Origin of the sequence: Dactylosporangium sp. McL0621 (genome assembly GCF_049995355.1) — a bacterium.
GTDB lineage: Bacteria > Actinomycetota > Actinomycetes > Mycobacteriales > Micromonosporaceae > Dactylosporangium.
Genome location: NZ_CP188259.1, coordinates 2,209,970 through 2,230,858, shown reverse-complemented (window position 1 = coordinate 2,230,858; position 20,889 = coordinate 2,209,970). Strand labels below are relative to the sequence as shown.

At 72.4% G+C, this 20,889-nt stretch carries 15 protein-coding genes; 9 read left to right on the top strand and 6 right to left on the bottom strand.

All coding sequences use genetic code 11. The annotated features are described in order from the left end of the window. Positions 1 to 241 precede the first annotated feature (241 nt). A complete protein-coding gene (gene acnA, locus ACPPVO_RS10285; protein ID WP_426510985.1) occupies positions 242 to 3,007 on the top strand; it encodes an aconitate hydratase AcnA in 2,766 nt (921 codons plus the stop codon). A gap of 63 nt (positions 3,008 to 3,070) precedes the next feature. Here acnA and ACPPVO_RS10280 read toward each other — a convergent pair whose 3' ends face one another. Then, a complete protein-coding gene (locus tag ACPPVO_RS10280) occupies positions 3,071 to 5,926 on the bottom strand; it encodes an Hsp70 family protein (RefSeq protein ID WP_426510983.1) in 2,856 nt (951 codons plus the stop codon). A gap of 169 nt (positions 5,927 to 6,095) precedes the next feature. Between ACPPVO_RS10280 and ACPPVO_RS10275 the strand changes: the two genes are divergently transcribed. Both ACPPVO_RS10275 and ACPPVO_RS10270 read left to right on the top strand, forming a co-directional pair. After that, positions 6,096 to 7,055: a quinone oxidoreductase family protein gene (locus tag ACPPVO_RS10275; protein WP_426510982.1), complete on the top strand. Its 960-nt coding sequence runs from the start codon at positions 6,096 to 6,098 to the stop codon at positions 7,053 to 7,055. 81 nt (positions 7,056 to 7,136) lie between these two features. After that, positions 7,137 to 8,699, top strand: a complete 1,563-nt coding sequence (locus ACPPVO_RS10270) for an MFS transporter (protein WP_426510981.1) — start codon at positions 7,137 to 7,139, stop codon at positions 8,697 to 8,699. A 99-nt stretch (positions 8,700 to 8,798) separates the two neighbouring features. Here ACPPVO_RS10270 and ACPPVO_RS10265 read toward each other — a convergent pair whose 3' ends face one another. After that, positions 8,799 to 9,686, bottom strand: a complete 888-nt coding sequence (locus ACPPVO_RS10265) for a serine protein kinase RIO (protein WP_426510980.1) — start codon at positions 9,684 to 9,686, stop codon at positions 8,799 to 8,801. A 142-nt stretch (positions 9,687 to 9,828) separates the two neighbouring features. Then, complete coding sequence (locus ACPPVO_RS10260) at positions 9,829 to 10,476, bottom strand: HAD family hydrolase (RefSeq protein ID WP_360382821.1); 648 nt, start codon at positions 10,474 to 10,476, stop codon at positions 9,829 to 9,831. Between the two features lie 154 nt (positions 10,477 to 10,630). On the opposite strand from ACPPVO_RS10260, the gene ACPPVO_RS10255 reads away from it, so the two are divergent. The 6 genes from ACPPVO_RS10255 (at position 10,631) to ACPPVO_RS10230 (ending at position 15,812) form a co-directional block, all read left to right on the top strand. Next, a complete protein-coding gene (locus tag ACPPVO_RS10255) occupies positions 10,631 to 11,203 on the top strand; it encodes a TetR/AcrR family transcriptional regulator (protein WP_360382819.1) in 573 nt (190 codons plus the stop codon). Between the two features lie 164 nt (positions 11,204 to 11,367). Further along, on the top strand, positions 11,368 to 12,321 hold the full coding sequence (locus ACPPVO_RS10250; RefSeq protein ID WP_426510979.1) for a TIGR04222 domain-containing membrane protein: 954 nt from the start codon (positions 11,368 to 11,370) through the stop codon (positions 12,319 to 12,321). After that, entirely contained in the window at positions 12,318 to 13,142 is an 825-nt protein-coding gene (locus ACPPVO_RS10245; protein WP_426514594.1) for a DUF692 domain-containing protein, read from the top strand. Before ACPPVO_RS10250 ends, ACPPVO_RS10245 begins: the two co-directional genes overlap by 4 nt. After that, positions 13,124 to 13,555: a hypothetical protein gene (locus ACPPVO_RS10240; protein WP_426510978.1), complete on the top strand. Its 432-nt coding sequence runs from the start codon at positions 13,124 to 13,126 to the stop codon at positions 13,553 to 13,555. Before ACPPVO_RS10245 ends, ACPPVO_RS10240 begins: the two co-directional genes overlap by 19 nt. 26 nt (positions 13,556 to 13,581) lie before the next feature. Continuing rightward, complete coding sequence (locus ACPPVO_RS10235; RefSeq protein WP_426510977.1) at positions 13,582 to 14,355, top strand: SDR family oxidoreductase; 774 nt, start codon at positions 13,582 to 13,584, stop codon at positions 14,353 to 14,355. A 644-nt stretch (positions 14,356 to 14,999) separates the two neighbouring features. Continuing rightward, entirely contained in the window at positions 15,000 to 15,812 is an 813-nt protein-coding gene (locus ACPPVO_RS10230; protein WP_426510976.1) for a caspase family protein, read from the top strand. Between the two features lie 1,576 nt (positions 15,813 to 17,388). Here the strand turns inward: ACPPVO_RS10230 and ACPPVO_RS10225 are convergent. From ACPPVO_RS10225 to ACPPVO_RS10215, 3 genes are all read right to left on the bottom strand, one after another. Continuing rightward, a complete protein-coding gene (locus tag ACPPVO_RS10225) occupies positions 17,389 to 19,308 on the bottom strand; it encodes an ABC transporter ATP-binding protein (RefSeq protein WP_426510975.1) in 1,920 nt (639 codons plus the stop codon). A 115-nt stretch (positions 19,309 to 19,423) separates the two neighbouring features. Continuing rightward, entirely contained in the window at positions 19,424 to 20,206 is a 783-nt protein-coding gene (locus tag ACPPVO_RS10220) for an enoyl-CoA hydratase/isomerase family protein (protein WP_426510974.1), read from the bottom strand. Beyond that, positions 20,203 to 20,427, bottom strand: coding sequence for a helix-turn-helix domain-containing protein (locus ACPPVO_RS10215; RefSeq protein ID WP_223102223.1), 225 nt, complete (start codon positions 20,425 to 20,427; stop codon positions 20,203 to 20,205). Before ACPPVO_RS10215 ends, ACPPVO_RS10220 begins: the two co-directional genes overlap by 4 nt. Positions 20,428 to 20,889: the final 462 nt, after the last annotated feature.

Genomic DNA, 20,889 nt, shown 5'->3' with positions numbered 1-20,889 from the left:
TGGGAACTGCGCATCCCGGACCCCCGGCGAACGTGCGGAGCTGGCACGCGCGCTCGCGCAGGCTCGTAACCCGGCGCGCAGAGCAGGCCACGGCAAGGGCTGGGACGGCCTTGCGCGTTTAACAAGACGGACGTACGGTTTGGTTGAGCGACGACAGCGACACCCCCTTGCCTGGCCCCGGCGCGTGCTGGGGAAGACTGGCGTATTGGAAACACGACTTGACGGAAGAGGAGCACACGCCGTGGCGAGCCTCGACTCCTTCGGAGCAAAGAGCCAGCTGAGCGTCGGTGACGCGAGCTATGAGATTTACCGGATCGGCCAGGTCGAGGGCGCCGGGCGGCTGCCGTACAGCCTGAAGATCCTCCTCGAGAACCTGCTGCGCACCGAGGACGGCGCGAACATCACCGCCGAGCACATCCGGGCGCTGGGCAACTGGGACGCGTCGGCCGAGCCCAGCGTCGAGATCCAGTTCACCCCGGCCCGGGTGCTGATGCAGGACTTCACCGGCGTGCCCTGCGTGGTCGACCTCGCCACCATGCGTGAGGCCGTCGTCGAGCTCGGTGGCGACCCGAAGCGGGTCAACCCGCTCGCCCCGGCCGAGCTCGTCATCGACCACTCCGTCATCGCCGACCTGTTCGGCCGCCCGGACGCGTTCGAGCGCAACGTCGAGCTGGAGTACGGGCGGAACAAGGAGCGCTACCAGTTCCTGCGCTGGGGCCAGACCGCGTTCAACGAGTTCAAGGTCGTCCCGCCGGGCACCGGCATCGTGCACCAGGTGAACATCGAGTACCTGGCCCGGGTCATCATGGCCCGCGGCGGCCAGGCCTACCCGGACACCGTGGTCGGCACCGACTCGCACACCACGATGGTCAACGGCCTGGGCGTGCTGGGCTGGGGCGTCGGCGGCATCGAGGCCGAGGCCGCGATGCTCGGCCAGCCGGTGTCGATGCTCATCCCGCGGGTCGTGGGCTTCAAGCTCAGCGGTGAGCTGCCGGAGGGCACCACCGCCACCGACCTGGTGCTCGTCATCACCGAGATACTGCGCAAGCACGGCGTGGTCGGCAAGTTCGTCGAGTTCTACGGCCCGGGCGTGAGCGCGGTGCCGCTGGCCAACCGGGCCACGATCGGCAACATGAGCCCCGAGTACGGCTCGACCGTGGCGATCTTCCCGATCGACGACGAGACCATCAAGTACCTGAAGCTGACCGGCCGCGACGAGGCCCAGGTCGCGCTCGTCGAGGCGTACGCCAAGGAGCAGGGCCTCTGGCACGACCCGGCCGCCGAGCCGGAGTACTCCGAGCGCCTCGAGCTGGACCTGGGCACCATCGAGCCGTCGCTCGCCGGCCCGAAGCGCCCGCAGGACCGGGTGCCGCTGGCCAGCGCCAAGACGATGTTCCGCTCGGTGCTGGACAACTACGTCGGCGACGGCGTCGAGGGCCCGACCGACGAGGCCAGCGCCGAGTCGTTCCCGGCCAGCGACTCGCCGGCCAACCACCAGAGCACCAACGGCGACCGCCCGCACGAGCTGGTCTCGGCCGCGACCGGCGCCAACGGCCGCACCTCCAAGCCGGTGCGGGTCGAGGACTACGAGCTCGACCACGGCGCGGTCGTCATCGCCGCCATCACCTCGTGCACCAACACATCCAACCCGCAGGTCATGATCGGCGCGGCGCTGCTGGCCCGCAACGCGGTGGAGAAGGGCCTCACCCGCAAGCCGTGGGTGAAGACGACCCTGGCCCCCGGCTCGAAGGTGGTCACGGACTACTACGAGCGGGCCGGCCTGACCCCGTACCTGGACAAGCTCGGCTTCAACCTCGTCGGCTACGGCTGCACCACCTGCATCGGCAACTCCGGCCCGCTGCCGGAGCCGATCAGCGCCGCCGTGAACGAGCACGACCTGACCGTCGTGTCGGTGCTGTCGGGCAACCGCAACTTCGAGGGCCGGATCAACCCGGACGTGAAGATGAACTACCTGGCCTCCCCGCCGCTGGTGGTCGCGTACGCCCTCGCCGGCACCATGGACATCGACCTCACCAGCGACCCGCTGGGCACGGGGTCGGACGGGCAGCCGGTGTACCTGCGTGACCTCTGGCCGAGCCCGAAGGAGATCGAGGACACCATCGCCTCGGCGCTCGGTGCCGACCTGTTCTCGACCCGCTACGCCGACGTCTTCGCCGGCGACGAGCAGTGGCGCTCGCTGCCCACGCCGACCGGCGACACCTTCGACTGGGCGGGCGAGTCGACGTACGTGCGCAAGCCCCCGTACTTCGAGGGCATGGCCACCGAGCCGTCGCCGGTGAGCGACATCAGCGGCGCCCGGGTCCTGGCCAAGCTCGGCGACTCGGTCACCACCGACCACATCTCGCCGGCCGGCTCGATCAAGGCCGACTCCCCCGCCGGCAAGTACCTCGCCGAGCACGGCGTGGACCGGCGGGACTTCAACTCCTACGGCTCCCGCCGCGGCAACCACGAGGTCATGATCCGCGGCACGTTCGCCAACATCCGGCTGCGCAACCAGCTCGCGCCGGGCACCGAGGGCGGCGTGACGGTCAACCACCTCAACGGCGAGCAGACCACGATCTACGACGCCTCGGTCGCCTACGCCGAGGCCGGGGTGCCGCTGGTGATCCTGGCCGGCAAGGAGTACGGCTCCGGCTCCTCGCGCGACTGGGCCGCCAAGGGCACCGCGCTGCTGGGCGTGCGCACCGTCATCGCCGAGTCGTACGAGCGCATCCACCGCTCGAACCTCATCGGCATGGGCGTGCTGCCGCTGCAGTTCCCGGCGGGCGAGACGGCCGACTCGCTGGGCCTGTCCGGCACCGAGACGTTCACCGTCACCGGCGTCGAGCAGCTCAACGACGGCAGCATCCCGCGCACGGTCAAGGTGAGCACCGACAGCGGCGTCGAGTTCGACGCGGTCGTGCGCATCGACACCCCCGGCGAGGCGGACTACTACCGCCACGGCGGCATCCTGCAGTACGTGCTGCGCAAGATGATCGCCGCGTAACCCAGGCCCGCGGATACACCGACGGCGGCCGTCCAGTCCGGACGGCCGCCGTCGCCGTGTGTGCTACTTGCCCGCGGGGATCTGGAAGCGGTACACCTTCGCGTTGTCGCTGTCGACGAGCACCATCGAGTCGTTGCTCAGCGACACCGCCTGCAGCAGCGTCGGCACCCCGGCCGAGCCGATCGCCTTGCCGTCGAGGCCGTAGATGTACGCGTTCCAGGTGCCGGTGCCGGGCACGACGCTCTCGATGACGACCTTGTTGCCGTAGCCGGCCAGGGCGTCCTGGTTCCCCAGCCCCTTGCCCAGCTCGACCTGGTCGTTGCCGTTGGACGGGTCGAGCACGGCCGCGTCGCCGACCGAGGTGAACACGCCGTGGCCGCCGACGAGCTTGCCGTCCATCACGACCCAGTTGGGCTGCTCGGTGCCGGAGATGGTGCCGCTGCGGTCGCGGATCGACTGCCGCGTCCACTTCGCCTGGCCGTTGGTGCTGTCGATGGCGATGAGCACGTCCTTGCCGGAGTTCTGCTTGCCCGCGACGCAGACCATCTTCTCGCCGCACGGGCGCAGGTCGTCGATGTCGGTGCCGGCCGTCGCGCGGTACTCCCAGGCCTTCTGCCAGTTGCGGATGTTGTACGCGATCACGGTGCCGTCGGTGTCGGGCCGGAACATCGCCAGGTCGTTGTAGACGAGCCAGGAGTCGTTGGTGATGCCCTTGCTGTAGGTGCCGCTCGCGGTCTGCTTTCCGGTGTTGAGGTCGATCGTCGCGGCCTTGGTGTCGCTGAGCAGCTGCACCGCGAACCCGGCGTCGGCGGTGAGCGACTCCTGGAACGGCACATAGCGGGAGAACGACAGCCCGTAGGTCGGCACGATCAGCCCGGCCGGGGTGTCGGACGTCGGCCAGCGCAGCGACGGCTTCGCCCCGCGCTCGCCGTTGATGCGCTGGCCGTCACCGGCGGCCGCGGTCCACTTCGTCGAGCCGTCGGCGAGGTTGACCCGCTCGATCGACGGCTTCTTCCAGTCGCGGTTCTCCACGACGGCTTCGGTGCCCGAGTACAGCAGGTCGATCCGGCTCGTCCACGCCTTGGTCCACTTCGCCGTGTGCGTGGCCAGGTCGATGACCGAGCGCGACTCCTGCTTGCCGTCGCCGCCGAGCTTGACGTCGTCCTCGCCGTCGACGATGAGCAGACTGCCCACCACCCGCAGCGCGATCTTGGCCGGCTCCATCTGCAGCTGCACGTTCCAGGTCTGCTTGCCCGCCGTCTCGTACCCGGCCACGACCGTCGCGCCCGCGTTCACCTGCGCGGTGTAGATGTTGCCGTTGCCGGCGACCGCGGCGATCGCGCCGTCGGAGCTGAGCTGGATCGGCTCGCCGCCCTTGAGCCCGTCGACCTGGCCCGGCCCGCCGGGGCCGGAGTCCAGGCCCGGGATGCCGTTCTTCACGGACTCGAACTGGGCGCCCATCCAGTTGAAGAGCTGGTTTCCGCCGTACACGCAACCGCCGATGATCGCGAGCACGATCACGAGCGCGATCCAGGGGCCGGTGCGGCGGCGCGGCTGGCGCACGACCACGGGAACGCCGACGCCGTACGACGGCGGCGCGTTCGGCGGCTGCGGCATCATCCGCGGCGGCACGGGGGCCTGCGGGCTGATGGGCCGGCCGGCCGGGGAGGCGGGCCCGGCGGCGGGTGAGGCGGGCGCCGAGGCCGGGAAGCCCATCGAGACCGGGTAGGCCGTGCCCGGCGGCCCGGACGCGGGCACCCCGGACACCGGGTATCCGGTCGGCGAGGTCGGGGACATCGGGGCGCCGGTCGGGGACATCGGCGACCCGGTCGGGGACATCGGGCGCGGGGGCGCCGGCCGCGGCGGGGCCGGGGGGTTGATCGGCGGAGGCTGGGCCCCGGTCGCGGTGCCGACGGCCAGCATGCCGCCGTAGGCGACCGGCAGCTCGGGCTGCTCCGGCACCACCGGCGCCACCCCGAAGCGGGCGTGCAGCCGGCTCGCCACGAGCGGGATGCGGCTGGACCCGCCGACCAGGAAGATGCCGGCGAGCTGGCGCACGTCGACGCCGGCGCGCTCGAGCACCCGGCGGGTCTCGTCCACCGCGCGGTCGATGAGCGGCCCGGCGACCCGCTCCAGCTCCTCGCGCGTGAGGTGCAGGGCCTCGTCGGTGCCGGGCAGGTGCACGGGCGCGGAGGCGGTCCGCGACAGCATCTCCTTGGCCGCGCGGACCTCCGCCCACAGCTCGCGCCGGTCGCGCTTGGCCGCGGTGGTGTCGGGGTTGGCCAGGCGCTGCCACAGCTCGGGGTGGCGCAGGTTGATGAGCTGGCCGAGGTGGCCGACGAGGGCCGCGTCGATGTCGACGCCGCCGAGGTCGTCGAGGCCGCCGACGCCGAGCACGCGCAGCCCGTCGAACTCGCGGCGCACCACCGACACGTCCAGCGTGCCGCCGCCGAAGTCGAACACGGCCAGGCTCTGCAGCGGGGCGACCTGCTGGCCCAGCACCCGCAGGCAGTAGGTCGCGGCGGCGATCGGCTCGTCGACGAGCACCACGGGGCCCAGGTTGGCCGCCCGCGCCGCCTCGAGCAGCACGTTGCGCCGCTGGCCGCCCCAGTCGGCGGGGCAGGTGAGCACCGTCGAGCCGACCGGGTTGACCCCGGCCTGCAGCGACTCCTCGGCGGCCCGGCGCAGCAGCGAGGCGAGCATCTCCACGACCGTGACCTCGGTCGCGCCGAGCAGCACCGAGCCCTCGTCGACGCTGCGCTTCGGATACGGCTCGAAGCGCTCCGGGGCGAGCTGGGAGAGCCGTTCGGCGTCCCGGCCCACGCTGAGCCGGCCCTGTTCGTCGGCGTAGATGCCCGACGGCATGACCGGCGAGCCGTCGAAGAGCAGCGCCCGGGGGGCCTCGTCACCGCGTTGCACGACGGCGACCGTGTGGCACGTGCCGAGATCGATCGCGAGACGATGGGTCGGGGTCGGGCCCACGCGTGCTCACCTCCAAACGACTGCCCGGATGCTACGGCAGCGGTACGACAAAACCGATCGGCGGTTTGGGGTAGACAGGAACCCGACAAACCGAGGAGGCAACGCAATGCGCGCAGTGGTGTTCGGCGAGTACGGCGATCGTTCGGTACTGCGGGTGCAGGACCGACCCGACCCGAAGCCCGGCCCCGGGGAGGCGCTGGTGCTGGTCGAGGCCAGCGGGGTCAACTACATGGACGTGTACCAGCGCAACGGCACCTACCAGGTGCCGCTGCCGGCCGTGCTGGGCAGCGAGGGCGCCGGCACCGTGCTGTCCTTCGGCAGCGACGTGCGCGGCCTGGCCCCGGGCGACCGGGTGGCCTGGACGGGCATCCCCGGCAGCCACGCCCAGCAGGCGCTCGTCCCGGCCGACCGGCTCGTCCCGGTGCCGGAGGAGCTCACCACCGAGCAGGCCGCCGCGGTCATCCTGCAGGGCCTCACCGCCCACTACCTCACCCACGACTCGTACGCGGCCCGGCCGGGCTGCGCGGTGCTCGTGCACGCCGCCGCCGGGGGGATGGGGCAGCTGCTCACCCGGATCGTCACGCACCTCGGCGGCCGGGTGGTCGCGACCGCCTCCACGCCGCAGAAGCGTGACCTGGCCGAGGCGGCGGGTGCGGTACGCGCGGTGCCCTACGACGAGGCGCTGGACGCCGTGCGCGAGGTCACCGGGGGCGCGGGCGCCGACGCGGTGTACGACGGCGTCGGCGCGGACACGTTCGACACCAGCCTGCAGGCCCTGCGCCCGCGCGGCACGCTGGTACTGTTCGGCGCGGCCAGCGGCAAGGTCCCGCCATTCGACCCGCTGCGCCTGATGTCCGGTTCCTATTACCTCACCCGCCCGACGCTGGGGCATTTCATCGCCTCCCGCGCGGAATTGCTCGAACGCGCGGAAACACTGTTCGGATGGGTCGCGCAGGGCATTGTCGACCCGGCCGTCACGGGGCGTTATCCGCTGGATGCGGTCGCGGACGCATACGCGGCGCTGGAGGGCCGGCGGACCACGGGAAAGCTGCTCATTATTCCGTGATCACGATCTCAAAAATACGGACCCCGGCAAATCCGCGACGGGACCTCCCGGTAGACCTTCAATGATTCAGGGAGGTCCCGGATGAGTCACGTATCCACCGGGGGGAAGCACGAGGCCGGCGCGCAGGCCGCCGTCTCCACCCCGCTGCACGCGTACCCGAAGCGCTGGTTCGCGCTGGCGATCATCGCCGCCGCGCAGCTCATGGTCGTGCTCGACGCGACCGTGGTAAACGTCGCCCTGCCGCACGCCAAGGCCGACCTCGGCATCAGCGACTCGAACCAGCAGTGGGTGGTCACCGCGTACACCCTGACCTTCGGCGGCCTGTTGCTGCTCGGCGGGCGCATCGCCGACTACTGGGGCCGCAAGCGCACCTTCGTCGTCGGCATCATCGGCTTCGCGCTCGCCTCGGCCCTGGGCGGCGCCGCGTGGAACGACACGTCCCTGTTCCTGGCCCGCGGGCTGCAGGGGGTCTTCGGCGCGCTGCTCGCCCCGGCCTCGCTGGCCCTGCTCAGCGTGCTGTTCGTGGACCCGCGGGAGCGGGCCCGGGCCTTCGGCGTCTACGGCGCGATCGCCGGCGGCGGCGCGGCGCTGGGCCTGGTGCTGGGCGGTCTGCTGACCGAGTACGCGAACTGGCGCTGGTGCCTGCTGGTCAACATTCCGGTGGCGCTCATCGCGATCGCCCTGGCCGTTCCGGTCGTACCGGAGAGCAAGGCCCACGGCAACACCCGCTACGACATCCCCGGCGCGGTGCTGGCCACGCTCGGCCTGAGCCTGCTCGTGTTCGGGTTCACCAAGGCCGGCGAGACCGACGCGCAGATGAACCTGAAGTACGGCTGGGGCTCCCCGGTCACCCTCGGGCTCGTCGGCGCCGCCCTGGTACTGCTGGCGCTGTTCGTGGTCGTCGAGGCGCGCATCCGCAACCCGCTGCTGCCGCTGCGCGTCATCGCCCAGCGCACCCGCGGCGGGGCCTACCTGTCCTCGACCCTGATCGGCGCCGGGTTCATCGGCGCGATCTTCTTCGTCACCCTGTACTTCCAGCTGGTCCTCGGCTACACCCCGCTCAAGTCCGGCGTGCACTCGCTGCCGGTCTCGATCGGCGTGGTCACCGCGGCCGGCCTGGCCAGCGGCCTGCTCCCCCGCCTCGGACCCAAGCCGATCATGGCGTTCGGCGGCGTCGTCGCGGCCGTCGGCATGGTGCTCATGACCCGCATCGGCGTCGACACGCCGTACGCGACCACCGTGCTCCCCGCGCTGCTCATCCTCGGCTTCGGCCTGGGCTGCACGTTCGTGCCACTGGGCAACATCGCCCTGGTCGGCGTCGACCCGCACGACGCCGGCGCGGCCAGCGCGGTCGTGAACGCCTCGCAGCAGGTCGGCGGCTCGCTCGGCACGGCGCTGCTCAACACGGTGGCGATCACGGCGGCGACGGCGTACGGCCGCGACCACCTCCCCGCGTCCGCGGGCGGCCCACCGGACCCGGCCGCGCTCAAGGCCCTCCAGGCGCACGCGATGGTGCACGGGTACGTGACCGCGTTCTGGTGGGGATCGGCGCTGCTGGTCCTGGCGGCCATCGTGGTCTTCGTGTTCGTGAAGGCCTCGAGGACCGACGTGGCCGCCGACGGCGCGGCCGTCCACCTGGGCTGAGGCCCTCCCGATCAGCGGCGCGGCGGACCACCCTCCCCGCCGGGTCCGCGCCACCGCGGCTCGCCCGTTCACGAATCGGGCGAGCCGCGGTCTGTTCGCTCAGCGGATGCCGGCGTCGTGCAGCAGCTCCACGACGAGCGGCTCGGGGTCGACCGGGAAGCCCTTGCCCGTGAACCAGCGCGCCACGTTGGCCACGTCGCGGGCGAGGAACTCGGCCCCGTTCGGGTTGATCACCACGTCGACGATCTGCGGCAGGTCGATGAAGACCAGCCGCTCCCCGTCCACGAGCAGGTTGTACGGGGACAGGTCGCCGTGGGCCAGGCCGGCCCGGGCCAGCACCCGCAGCCCGTCGACGAGCTGCCACCACAGCGACTCCAGCTCCGCCCGCGAGGGGCGGGTCTGGGCGAGCCGGGGCGCGGCGGTACCGTCCGGCGCTCCCACGAACTCGAGCATGACCTCGGTGCCGAGCAGCTGCACGGGGTACGGCACGCTGACCCCCAACGCCCACAGCTGACCGAGCGCGCCGAACTCCGCGGCCGCCCACTGCCCCGCGAGCGCCTCGCGCCCGAAGGCGGTGCGGCTCTCCATGGCGCGGGTGACGCGGGACTCGCGGACGCGGCGGCCCTCGAGATACCCGGAGTCGCGGTGGAACATGCGGTGCTCGGCGGCGCGGTAGCGCTTGGCCGCCAGCAGCGTGCGGGGCCCGTCGGGCACCGCACGCTCGACGAGGTGGACGTCGGCCTCTTTGCCGGTCTTGAGCACGCCGAGCTCGGTGTCCCGGGCGGAGAGCTCGGTGACCACCCAGTCCGGACGGGGCTCGGGGCCGTGCAGCACGCCGGGGGTGTCCCAGGACGAGTACTGCTCGTCGCCGGACGGGTCGTCCGAGGAGTCCCACGCGGTGTCGAAGTCGTGGGAGAGGCGCTTCAGGAAGTTCGGGTCGTCGTCATCGAAGCGACGGCGTGATGAAGCAAAGTTTTGGTCGCGCAACGCGAGTTCTCCTGAGTCAAGGAAGGAAGAAGGTTCATGGGCATGCGAAAGCGCGCCTTGACGGCAGTCATGTGAACCAACCCCCTTCCGACTCGGAGTTGTCGCCAGTGTGCAACGGGTCCGGAGCGGGCGCAACCGATTTTCAGCGCGAGGCCATGACCTCGGCGATCGCGGCGATCACGCCGTCGGCCGTCCGGGTCGGCGTGTAGCGGCCCTCGACCCAGGCCCGCCCGCGGTGCAGCCAGACGCTGCGCATCCCGGCCGCGTCCGCCCCGCCGATGTCGGCCTCGGGGCTGTCGCCGATCATCCACGCGCCCGACAGGCGCATCCGGGCCCGCTCGGCCGCGATGGCGAAGATCCGCGGGTTCGGCTTGCGCACGCCCGCCTCCTCGGAGATGACCCAGTCCGCGAGGTACCGATCCAGGCCGGTCTTCCGCAGTTTCTCCTCCTGCTGGCGGGACTCGCCGTTGGTGACGACGACCGGCACCCACCCGGAGTCCTCGGCGATGGCCAGGGCGCACGCGGTCAGCGGGTCCAGCCGCATGCGGTCCATGATCGCCTGGCGGATCTCCTCCACGAGGTCCAGCGCGCTGTACCGCAGCCCGTAGCGGTCGCGCAGCCCTTCGGCGACGTCCCAGGCCGACCCCATGCCGTCCGCGTCGACGGAGAGCAGCCATTCCAGGTCGTACTCGGGGGCGCCGATCTCGTCCAGAAACCCCGTTGCCCACGCGCGGAACGCCCCGGCCCTGTCCAACAGGGTGTCGTCCAGGCTGAGCAACAACAGGGGCACGCGGGCAGGGTACGTGACCAGTCCGATATCGAACAGATCCTCATGTTCGCGGGAGGGCCGACAAATTCGCGCAAACCCGGGCCAAACGCCGGGAAGAAACACGGGCGAAACGACCCTGTTCGCAAACCGTATGTACGGCTTGCATAATCGAGGCGTGCCCAGGGTGAGCCAGGACCAGCTCGACGCGCGCCGGAGGGAGATCCTCACCGGCGCCCGGACGTGCTTCGCCCGCCACGGCTACGAGGGCGCGACCGTGCGGCGGCTCGAGGAGGAGATCGGCCTGTCCCGCGGCGCGATCTTCCACCACTTCCGGGACAAGGACTCGCTCTTCCTGGCCGTCGCCGAGGACGACGCCGCCACCATGGTATCGACGGTCGCCCAGCACGGCCTGGTGCAGGTGATGCGCGACCTGCTGGCCGCGGCGGACGCCTCCGACACGGGCGGCTGGCTCGGCAGCCAGCTCGAGGTGTCGCGGCGGCTGCGCACCGACCCCGAGTTCGCCAAGCGCTGGGCCGCCCGCTCGGAGGCGGTCGCCGAGGCCACCCGCGAGCGCCTCCAGCGCCAGCTCGAGGCCGGCGTGCTGCGCGACGACGTGCCGATCGGCATCCTGACCCAGTTCCTGGAGCTCGCCTACGACGGGCTCGTCCTGCACCTGGCCACCGGCCGCCCGGTCGCCGACCTGGAGGCCGTGCTCAGCCTGGTCGAGGCGGCGGTCCGGCGTAACTGACCTGCACCTGGCCACCGGCCGCCCGGTCGCCGACCTGGAGGCCGTGCTCAGCCTGGTCGAGGCGGCGGTCCGGCGTAACTGACCGGTCGCCGTCGGCCACAAGGTTTCCTCAAGTGTCCGAACGGCGAGGTGAAACGCTCGACAGCCGCACCCACACTGAGCGCATGACGACATCGATCGTGGCGGGGCCGGGTGACACCTGGGGCATCCCGGGCCCGCAGTTCCTGTGGCTGTACTTCGGCCTCGCCGCTGTTGCGATCATCGGCGTGCTCATCTGGCGGCGCTCCATCACCGGCGGCCCGTCACTGCGCAACGCCCGCGACCTCACCCCGACCCAGGCCGCACTGATCAATGGGGATCGCCGCCTCGCCGTCTACAGCTCCCTCGCCGCCCTCCGCGCCGCCGGCAGCATCGAGAGCGACAAGCGCGGGTACCTCCACCAGACCGCGATTCCGCCCACCGGCGCCTCCGAGCTCGACCGGGCCGTCTACGCGCTCGCCCGCAACAGCATCAGCATGACGGGCCTGCTCACCCACGCGAGCGTGCGCTCCCTGCTCGACCGTGCCGAGACCGACCTGGCCCAGGGCGGCTGGATCCTCGACGCCGAGGCCCGCCGCGCCGTACGCATGGGCGCCCTGGTCGTCTTCGCCGTCGTCGCGCTCGGCATCTTCCGTGTCTTCGCCGGCGTCAGCAACAACCGGCCGGTCACCAACCTCGTGCTGCTCATCGTGCCGGTGGCCGTGGTCGCCTTCGCGCTGCTGTCGGTGCCGCGGGTCTCCGCGGCCGGCAAGAAGCAGCTCAACCGGATGCGCGCCGCGGTGCGCCATCTCTCGCCGAGCCAGAAGCCGTCCTGGTCCACCTACGGCCCCGAGGCCGCGGCCCTGAGCGTGGGCCTCTTCGGCGCCGGCGCGTTCTGGCTCGCCGACCCGTCGTTCGCCGCCGATGCCGAGCTGCAGCGCAACATCGCCCAGACCGGCTCCGGGTACTACTCCAGCGGTTCCAGCTCCGGCTCCTCCTGCTCCAGCTCCTCGTCGTGCTCGAGCAGCTCCTCGTCGTGCTCGAGCGGCTCCAGCTGCGGCGGGGGCTCCAGCTGCGGCGGCGGAGGATGTGGGGGATGACCGGCCCGCAGTACGGCGTCGGCATCGGCTGGCGCCCCGAGATCGCCGGCTACGTCGCCGCCCTGCCCGGCCTGCGCTTCACCGAGGTGGTGGCCGAGTCCCTGCACCCGCACGCGCCCGTGCCCGACGCGCTCGCCGAGCTTGTCGGGCGCGGGGTCACCGTCATCCCGCACGGCGTCAAGCTCTCCCTGGGCGGCGCCGAGCCGATCGCCGACGAGCGTGCCGCCCACCTCTACGAGTGCGCCCGGCTCCTGAACGCGCCCCTGGTCAGCGAGCACATCGCGTTCGTGCGCGCGGGCGGGCTCGAGGCCGGGCACCTCCTGCCGGTCCCGCGCACCCGCGAGTCGGTCGACGCGATCGTCGCCAACGTCCGCCGGACCCAGTCCGCGCTCGGTGGGGTACAACTGGCGCTGGAACCCATTGCCGCACTGTTCGACTGGCCGGACGCGGAGCTGACCGAGGCCCAGTTCCTCACCGAGATCCTCGACCGCACGGGGTGCGCCCTGCTCCTGGACATCGCCAACGTGTACGCCAACGCCCGCAACCGGCACGAGAGCCCGACCGCCCTGCTCGACGAGCTGCCGCTGTCCCGGATCGCGTACGTCCACGTGGCCGGCGGCATGGAGCACGGCGGTTTCTACCACGACACCCACACGGACGCGATCCCGCCGGAGGTCCTGACCCTGGTGAAGGACCTGTGCGCCCGCGCCACGCCGCCGGCCCTGATGCTGGAGCGCGACGGGGACTACCCGCCGGCCGCGGCCCTGACCGCCGAGCTGGACGCGATCGCGGAGGCGGCCGGATGGCCGGCGATCACGTGACCGACCCGGCGGCTCCGGTCGCCGCCGGCGGCGGACTCGCCGCCCGGCAACAGGCTCTCGTCGCCGCCCTCGTGGCCGGCGGTGAGCTCCCGGCGGGCTTCGACGAGGCCGCGGTTCAGGCGACGAGGACCGCGCTGCGGCGCAAGCGCGCGGGCGAGGTGGCACAGCGGTGGCCGTTCCTGGCCGCGTCGTACGGCCGGGACTGGCCGGCGACGTTCGCCGCGTGGGCCGCGACGCATCCGCCGAACGGCTCCCTGCGCGACGGCTGGGACTTCGCCCGGTCGGCGGGCGCGGCCCTGCCGGCGCTGGCCCGGGAGGAGCTGGAGGCCCGCGAGGCGGAGCTGTCGTACGACGGCGATTCGGCCCCGGTCCCCCGCCGCCGGAGCCTGTGGACCCGCCTGCGCCGGCGCTGACCCTTCGCTCCCATACGATCAAGGGCATGGATCTCGGCCTCACCGACCGCGTGTACGTCCTGACCGGCGCCTCCCGCGGCCTGGGCTTCGCCACCGCCCGGGCCCTGGCCGCCGACGGCGCGAGGGTGGTCGTCTCCGGCCGCACCGCGCAGACCGTGAAGGCCGCCGTCGAGGCCCTGGGCCCCGACCGCGCCGAGGGCCTGATCGCCGACCTGGCCGCGCCCGACACCGGCGACCGCCTCGTGGCCGCCGCCCGCACCCGCTTCGGCCGCCTGGACGGCGCCCTGATCTCGGTCGGCGGCCCACCGCACGGAGGCGTCCTGGAGACCCCCGAGGAGGCCTGGCAGTCCGCGTTCCAGACCATCTTCCTGGGCACCCTGCGCCTGGCCCGCACGCTGGCCGCGGCGATCGGCACCCGCGAGCCTGGCCACGACGCGGCCATCGGTCTGGTGCTTTCTTCGTCGGTACGTCAGCCGCTGCGTAACCTCAGCATCTCCAACGGCCTCCGCCCGGGCCTCGCGGGCGTGGCGAAGGACCTCGCCGGCGAGCTGGGCCCGCGCGGCATCCGGGTCTTCTCCCTGCTCCCCGGCCGCTTCCTGACCGACCGCAACCGCGAGCTCTTCGACGCCGCCACGGACCCGGCGCGCGCGGAGGCCGAGGCCGCCGCGGCCGTACCGCTGCGCCGGATCGGCACCGCCGACGAGTTCGGCCGGGTGGCCGCGTTCGCCCTCTCCCCCGCCGCGTCGTACGTGACCGGCGCCGCGATCCCGGTGGACGGCGGGAGCATCGTCGCAATCTGACAGTGCCCGATTCCAGACAGTACGAACCCGAACGACCGCCCCCGAACGACGCCTTCGCCGCGACGGAATCCGAAGGTCAACGCCCCCTTGCCTGTCGACGGCGCTTGATCGAACGGACACGAACGACAGGATCCGAACGATCTGCCCCACCTTGTATCAGGAACAACCACCCCGTCCTCATGTCACGAAACGGCGCCGCCCTCTCCCCAGCTCGCGGCGCCACCAGCGGGGACGGAGAACACCCATGCGGCCACGACTCACGCGGTTACCCGCGGCGGACACCGACCGGACGGACCCCGCCCGCGCCCGGCCATGACCGCCCCCGACGATCCAGACGAGTCCTTGCTGGCCGACCTGCGGCGGGTGTTCGCCCTGGCCGACCCGGTCCCCCCGTGCCCCGGCCCCGATCCCGCACACCCGCCCGCCCGCCCACCCGACCGGATCGCCTGGGAGGACATCGAGCTCCGACGTCCCCCACCGTCGCGCCGCCCCCCTGTTCACCGAACGCAGCCGCCATCGCCGTAGTTGTCCGATTTGCGCCTTTGAGCAAGGGGCGCCGATCGCGCGATACCGGCGGCCCAACCGCGGCCACCGTCCGTGACGCCATCGATGCGTAAGGTCCGCATTCGAGTCACGGGGGAACCATGAAACGCGCACTGTGCATCGGGATCAACGACTATCCCGGCACCGAGAACGACCTCGCCGGCTGCCGCAACGACGCCGACGACTGGGCGGCCGCGCTCACCGCGCGCGGCTTCGACGTACGCCGCCTGCTGGACGGCGCCGCCTCGGGCGCCGCGATCCGCACCGGCATCAGAGAACTGCTGACGACCGCAACGGACGGCGACGCGGTCATCATCACGTACTCCGGCCACGGCACCTGGGTCCCCGACACCGACGGCGACGAGCCGGACCACCGCGACGAGGCCATCTGCCCGCACGACATCGCCGAGAACGGCGTCCTGCTGGACGACGAGCTGCACGACCTGTTCGCCCTGGCCGCGCCCGGGGTGCGGACCGTCCTGATCTCCGACTCCTGCCACTCGGGCACCCTGACCAGGCTGAACCACCCGTCACGCACCCGCTTCCTGCCCCCGTCGGCGTTCCTGCCACCGCAGCAGGTCCCGCGGCTCCTGCAGTCCCCGGCCCCGCGACCCGCCACCACGTTCCCGCTCGCCGTCACGGCGCACGCGACGAGGCCGGCGGATCGACGCCCGACCGCACTGCTCCTGGCCGGCTGCCTCGACACCGAGTACTCCTACGACGCCACGTTCGACGACCGCCCCAACGGCGCCTTCACGTACGTGGCGCTCTCGGCCTTGGCCGCCCTACCGCCCACAGCGACGTACGACGATTGGATGCGAGCGATCCGCGCCGTGCTCCCGAGCCAGGACTACCCGCAGACCCCGGCCCTGCAGGCGACGACGGACCAGCTCGCCTGGCCGCTGTTGTCCTGAGCCTCGTCGACCGCGCTCAACTCGACAACGCGGTCGCGTCGGCGTGGATCGCACAGCCCGACCCTCCGCGGCGGTCGGAGAAGCCCGTCAGGGTCTCGCGGCGAGGACGGCAGACCCGTCATGTGCAGACCGCCCGCGCTGTGGCTACGGGCCGTGCGTGGATCAAGGCGCCGACGCACGACCACGAACTCGGCGGCGGCGGCGGCGTGGATCGTGCGCAGCCCATAGCGCCGCGGGCGGCCGAAGACGTTGCCAGGCGCTGCGATCGGCATTGGGCTGGGACAACGCCGAATGGACGACCGAACGCCGCCGCGGGCGGGCGCGCCCGCGGCGGCGGATGGACAGCCCGCAGGCGGCACGCCGGTGACCAGGGCGCCGATATGGGCTACGGCGCCGTCGAGCGGTCACGAATTCGTCCGAGGCGTGGGTGGTGCACGCCCCACGAGCGGTCGAGCCGAAGCGGTGGAGGAGCCGTCAGGGCGTTCTGGTCGGCGTTGCGTGGCCTCGCGGCGATTCGGCCACCGGAGAGCGCCGCATGCAGGCCGCCCGCAGTGATCAGGGCGCCGTGCGTGGGCCTGACGCCGTCGGGCCTGGGCGCCGCGCCTCGACCCGTGCGCCGTGCTTGAAGCCCGTGTGCGCGGCCTGGCCTCGTGTGCCGTCGGGCCAGGGGCGCCGGACCTAGGCTCGCGTGTTGTGCCTGGGCCTCGGGGCGCCGTCGGGCCGGGGCACCGGGCTCGGGCGCCGCGCCTGGGCCCGGACGCCGAGCATGGGGGGGCGGACGCCGAGCATGGCTCGCGCCGTGCCTCGGCCTCGGGCGCCGTTCCTGGGCCGGACGCCGTCGGGCTGGGGCACCGTGCCTGGGCTCCGGCGCCGCGTGTGGGCCTGGGCGCCGTCGGGCCGGGGCGCCGTCGTGGACCCGAGCGTCGAGCGTGGACCCATGCGTCCCGCGCGCGGACCTGAATCCCGGGCGTAGACCCGGGCTCGGGCGCCGTGCCCGGGCTCGGGCGTGTGGGCGGTTCTGGGCGCCGACCAGCGATCGCGTGCTCGTTGATGCTCGGGTCGTGCGCCGGGCGCAGGCGCAGGATCCAACCCGGAGGACAGACCCCGACCCCGCCTGACCCGGACGACAGGGCCCGACCCGGAGCGCATTGCCCGGCCCCGAGGACAGGGCGCCCGACCCCACCCGGAGCGCAGGGCGCCCGACCCGATCCGGACGACAGGGCCCGACCCGGAGCGCATTGCCCGGCCCCGAGGACAGGCTGCCCGACCCCACCCGGAGCGCAGGGCGCCCGACCCGACCCGGACGACAGGGCCCGACCCGGAGCGCATTGCCCGGCCCCGAGGACAGGGCGCCCGACCCAGCCCAGAGCGCAGGGCGCCCGGCCTGACCCGGACGACAGGGCCCGACCCGACCTGGGCCCGGGTCAGGACGGGGCGCCAGACCCGGCCCTGAGCGCAGCGCGCCCCGCCCGACCCGGACGACAGGGCCCGACCCGACCTGGGCCCGAGGCAGGAGAGGGGCGGGGCGGCGGAGTGGCGAGGACGGTTGAGGAGGCCGGCGGGCGAGTTGTCGGCGTCAGGGGGTTGCCGTGGGGGTTGGGTGGGGCAGCGGGGAGTCGAGCACGGCGAACTGGGTTCGGTACAGCTCGGCGTACAGGCCGCCCGCGGTTACCAAGGTGTCGTGGGTGCCTCGCTCCACTATGCGGCCGCCGTCGACCACCAGGATCTCGTCGGCGTCGCGGATGGTGCTCAGGCGGTGGGCGATCACCAGGGCCGTGCGGCCGGTCAGGGCCTCCGACAAGGCGCGCTGCACGGCCGCCTCCGACTCGGAGTCGAGGTGGGCCGTCGCCTCGTCCAGGATCACGATCGACGGGGCCTTGAGCAGCAGGCGGGCGATCGCGATGCGCTGTTTCTCGCCGCCCGAGAAGCGGTACCCGCGCTCGCCGACGACGGTGTCGAGGCCGTCGGGCAGGGACTCGACCAGGTCGCCCACCTGTGCGCGCCGCAGGGCCGTCCACAGCTCGTCGTCGGTGGCGTCCGGCCGGGCGTAGCGCAGGTTCTCGGCGATGGTCTCGTGGAACAGGTGGGAGTCCTGGGTGACGACGCCGATCGTGTCGCGCAGCGACTGCAACGTGGCCTCGCGTACATCGACGCCGCCCACGAGCACCGCGCCGGACGTCACGTCGTACACCCGCGGCAGCAGCATCGCGGTCGTGGACTTCCCGGCGCCGGACGGGCCGACCAGCGCGACCATCCGGCCGGGCGCGACGGAGAACGTCACGCCCCGCAGCACCTCGTCGGTGACGGTGCGGTCGAGCGCGGAGACGTCCTCGAGCGAGGCGAGCGAGACCTCGGCGGCGGACGGGTACCGGAAGTGGACGTCGCGGAACTCGACCGTCGCCGCGCCGCGGGGGATCTCGCGCGCCTCGGGCCGCTCGGCGATCGCCGGCGCAAGGTCTAGCACCTCAAAGACGCGTTCGAAACTGACGAGTGCGCTCATGACGTCGACGCGCACGTTGGAGAGGGCGGTCAGCGGCCCGTAGAGCCGGGTCAGCAGCAGCGCGAGGGTCACCACGGTGCCCGCGGTGATGCGGCCGTGCACGGCGAGCCACCCGCCCAGGCCGTAGGTGAGCGCCTGGGCCAGCGAGGCCACGAGCAGCATGCTGACGAAGAAGACGCGGCTGAACATCGCCGTCTGGATGCCGATGTCGCGCACCCGCCCGGCGCGCTCGCCGAAGCGGGCGGCCTCGTCGTCGGGGCGGCCGAAGAGCTTGACGAGCAGCGCGCCGGCCACGCCGAAGCGCTCGGTCATGGTGGCGTTCATCTTCGCGTCGAGCTGGTAGGCCTCGCGGGTGATCGCGGCGAGCCGCTTGCCGACCCGGCGCGCGGGCAGGATGAACAGCGGCAGCATCACGAGCGAGATGAGCGTGATCTGCCACGACAGGGTGAGCATGACGGCCGCGGTGAGCACGAGCTGGATGACGTTGCTGACCACGCCCGACAGGGTGGAGGTGAAGGCCCGCTGGGCGCCCTGCACGTCGTTGTTGAGCCGGCTGACGAGGGCGCCGGTCTGCGTGCGGGTGAAGAACTGCAGCGGCATGCGCTGCACATGGTCGTACACCAGCCGCCGCAGCGACAGGATGATGCCCTCGCCGATCCGGGCGGAGTACCACCGCTGGACGAGCGACAGGAGCGCGTCGACGATCGCGAGGGCGCCGATCAGCAGGGCGATCCGCACGACCGCGGTGCCGGCGTCGGGGCGGCCGCCGCTGATCTTGTTGATGACGTCGCCGGCGAGGTAGGGCGTCGCAACCCCGATGCCGGCGCCGATCACGACGGTGATCAGGAAGACCACGATGTCGCGCCGGTAGGGGCGGGCGAAGCGCAGGATCCGCCTCGTCGTGTCGCGGCCGAGCTTCTTGCCGGCCAGCTCGTCGGCCTTGCGCAGCGAGCGCAGGGTCTCCCACCCCGTCATGCTGCTCATCGGCGAAGACATTGCCGCACACCCCCGAAGCCCGAAGTACCTGCCGGGTGTGATTGTGCCCGGCAGGTACGACAACTTTTCGAGGGCGCCGCCGCTTCCCGGTCGCGACCAGGTATTTCGACCTAGGTCATTCGCCCCGGCCGGTGAGGTCCGCGATGCGCCGCCGCTGGGCCGTGCGCTCCGCGGCCTCCTGCTGGGCGAACGTGTGCCCCGCGGCCTGGGCCAGCAGCGCCTTGATCTCGATCACCGCGTCGCGCGGGCCGGCGAGAACGGCGGACGCGAGGTCCTTGGCGGCGTCGTCGAGCTCTGCCCGCGGTACCACCACATTGGCCAGGCCGATCTGGGAGGCCTCGGCGGCCGTCACGCGCCGCCCGGTGACGCACAGCTCGAGCGCCCGGGCGTAGCCGACCAGCTCGACCAGGCGCTTGGTGCCGCCGAGGTCGGGCACGAGGCCGAGCTTGATCTCGGCCATGCTGAACGAGACGTCGTCGGCCGCGACCCGGAAGTCGCAGGCCAGGGCGAGCTGGAAGCCGCCGCCGATGGCGTGGCCCTGTACCGCGGCGATCGAGATCAGCGAGGGCCGGCGCAGCCAGGAGAACGCCTCCTGGAACCCGGCGATGCGGGCGTCGGCGTCGGACTCGGAGCCGGCGGCGATCTCGCCGAGCATCTTGGTGGCCGAGGTGGTGTCGAGCCCGGCTGAGAAGGCCCGTCCCTCGCCACGGACGATGACGACGCGTACGTCACCCGGCAGTGTCCGACCGAACTCACGCAGATCGGCCCACAGGTCGGGGGTCTGCGCGTTCAGGACCTGGGGCCGGCACAACGTCACCGTCGCGACCGGCCCGTCGAGGTCGAATCGCGCCTCACCCGATCCGGGTGCGGCGCTTGCCGAGGAGGCGGTGGCGCTCACGCCTTCTTGCGGCGACGGGCGCCGCCACGCTGACGAAGCTGAACGCCGGATTCGGTCAGCACCCGGTGCACGAATCCATAGGAACGGCCGGTGGAAGCGGCGAGTGCACGGATACTCTCACCGTTGGTGTACCGCTTCACGAGGTCCTTCGCCAGCGTCTGCCTTTCGGCGCCGATGATCCGGCGACCCTTCTCGGTGCTGGTGGTGGCGGTGGCTGCCATGCTGATCCCTCACGTCCCAGACTGAGCGGTTGGTGCGGTCCCACCTATTAGACCGCCTCGAACGATCATGCGCTAGATATCGACGGGGCGCCAACCGACACGCAGAGCATTGTCGCCTACCCGATACCGTGATGCGCCGTGATGAGCGAACCGTCCGTGGACCGACCGCGCACTGCGCACCGTGAACGCCTCGATGCGCTGTGTTGGCTGCTCCTGGCCCTCGGCGGCCTCGCGCTGGCCGCGCTCGCGGTGCAGCTGGACGCGCGTCTGGGCACCGCCAGTGCCCCCTTCCTCGGCAGGTACAAGATCAGAGTCGGTCCCGGCTCGATCCTGGCGCCCGTCATCGCCGCCGGCACCCTGTGGGCCGCCGCGGCGCCGGCGTTCACCCGGCTGAGGTGGCGCGAAATTCAGCTTTTCGGGTACACCTTGGGTCTGCTGTGGGCAATCGCTTTGGCGCTTGTC

Coding starts and splice junctions, on each gene's coding strand:
- ACPPVO_RS10275 (WP_426510982.1), top strand. CDS start 6,096: ATGCGCGCAGTGGTGTTCGGCGAGTACGGCGATCGTTCGGTACTGCGG.
- ACPPVO_RS10270 (WP_426510981.1), top strand. CDS start 7,137: ATGAGTCACGTATCCACCGGGGGGAAGCACGAGGCCGGCGCGCAGGCC.
- ACPPVO_RS10250 (WP_426510979.1), top strand. CDS start 11,368: ATGACGACATCGATCGTGGCGGGGCCGGGTGACACCTGGGGCATCCCG.
- ACPPVO_RS10245 (WP_426514594.1), top strand. CDS start 12,318: ATGACCGGCCCGCAGTACGGCGTCGGCATCGGCTGGCGCCCCGAGATC.
- ACPPVO_RS10240 (WP_426510978.1), top strand. CDS start 13,124: ATGGCCGGCGATCACGTGACCGACCCGGCGGCTCCGGTCGCCGCCGGC.
- ACPPVO_RS10235 (WP_426510977.1), top strand. CDS start 13,582: ATGGATCTCGGCCTCACCGACCGCGTGTACGTCCTGACCGGCGCCTCC.
- ACPPVO_RS10230 (WP_426510976.1), top strand. CDS start 15,000: ATGAAACGCGCACTGTGCATCGGGATCAACGACTATCCCGGCACCGAG.
- ACPPVO_RS10225 (WP_426510975.1), bottom strand. CDS start 19,308: ATGTCTTCGCCGATGAGCAGCATGACGGGGTGGGAGACCCTGCGCTCG.
- ACPPVO_RS10215 (WP_223102223.1), bottom strand. CDS start 20,427: ATGGCAGCCACCGCCACCACCAGCACCGAGAAGGGTCGCCGGATCATC.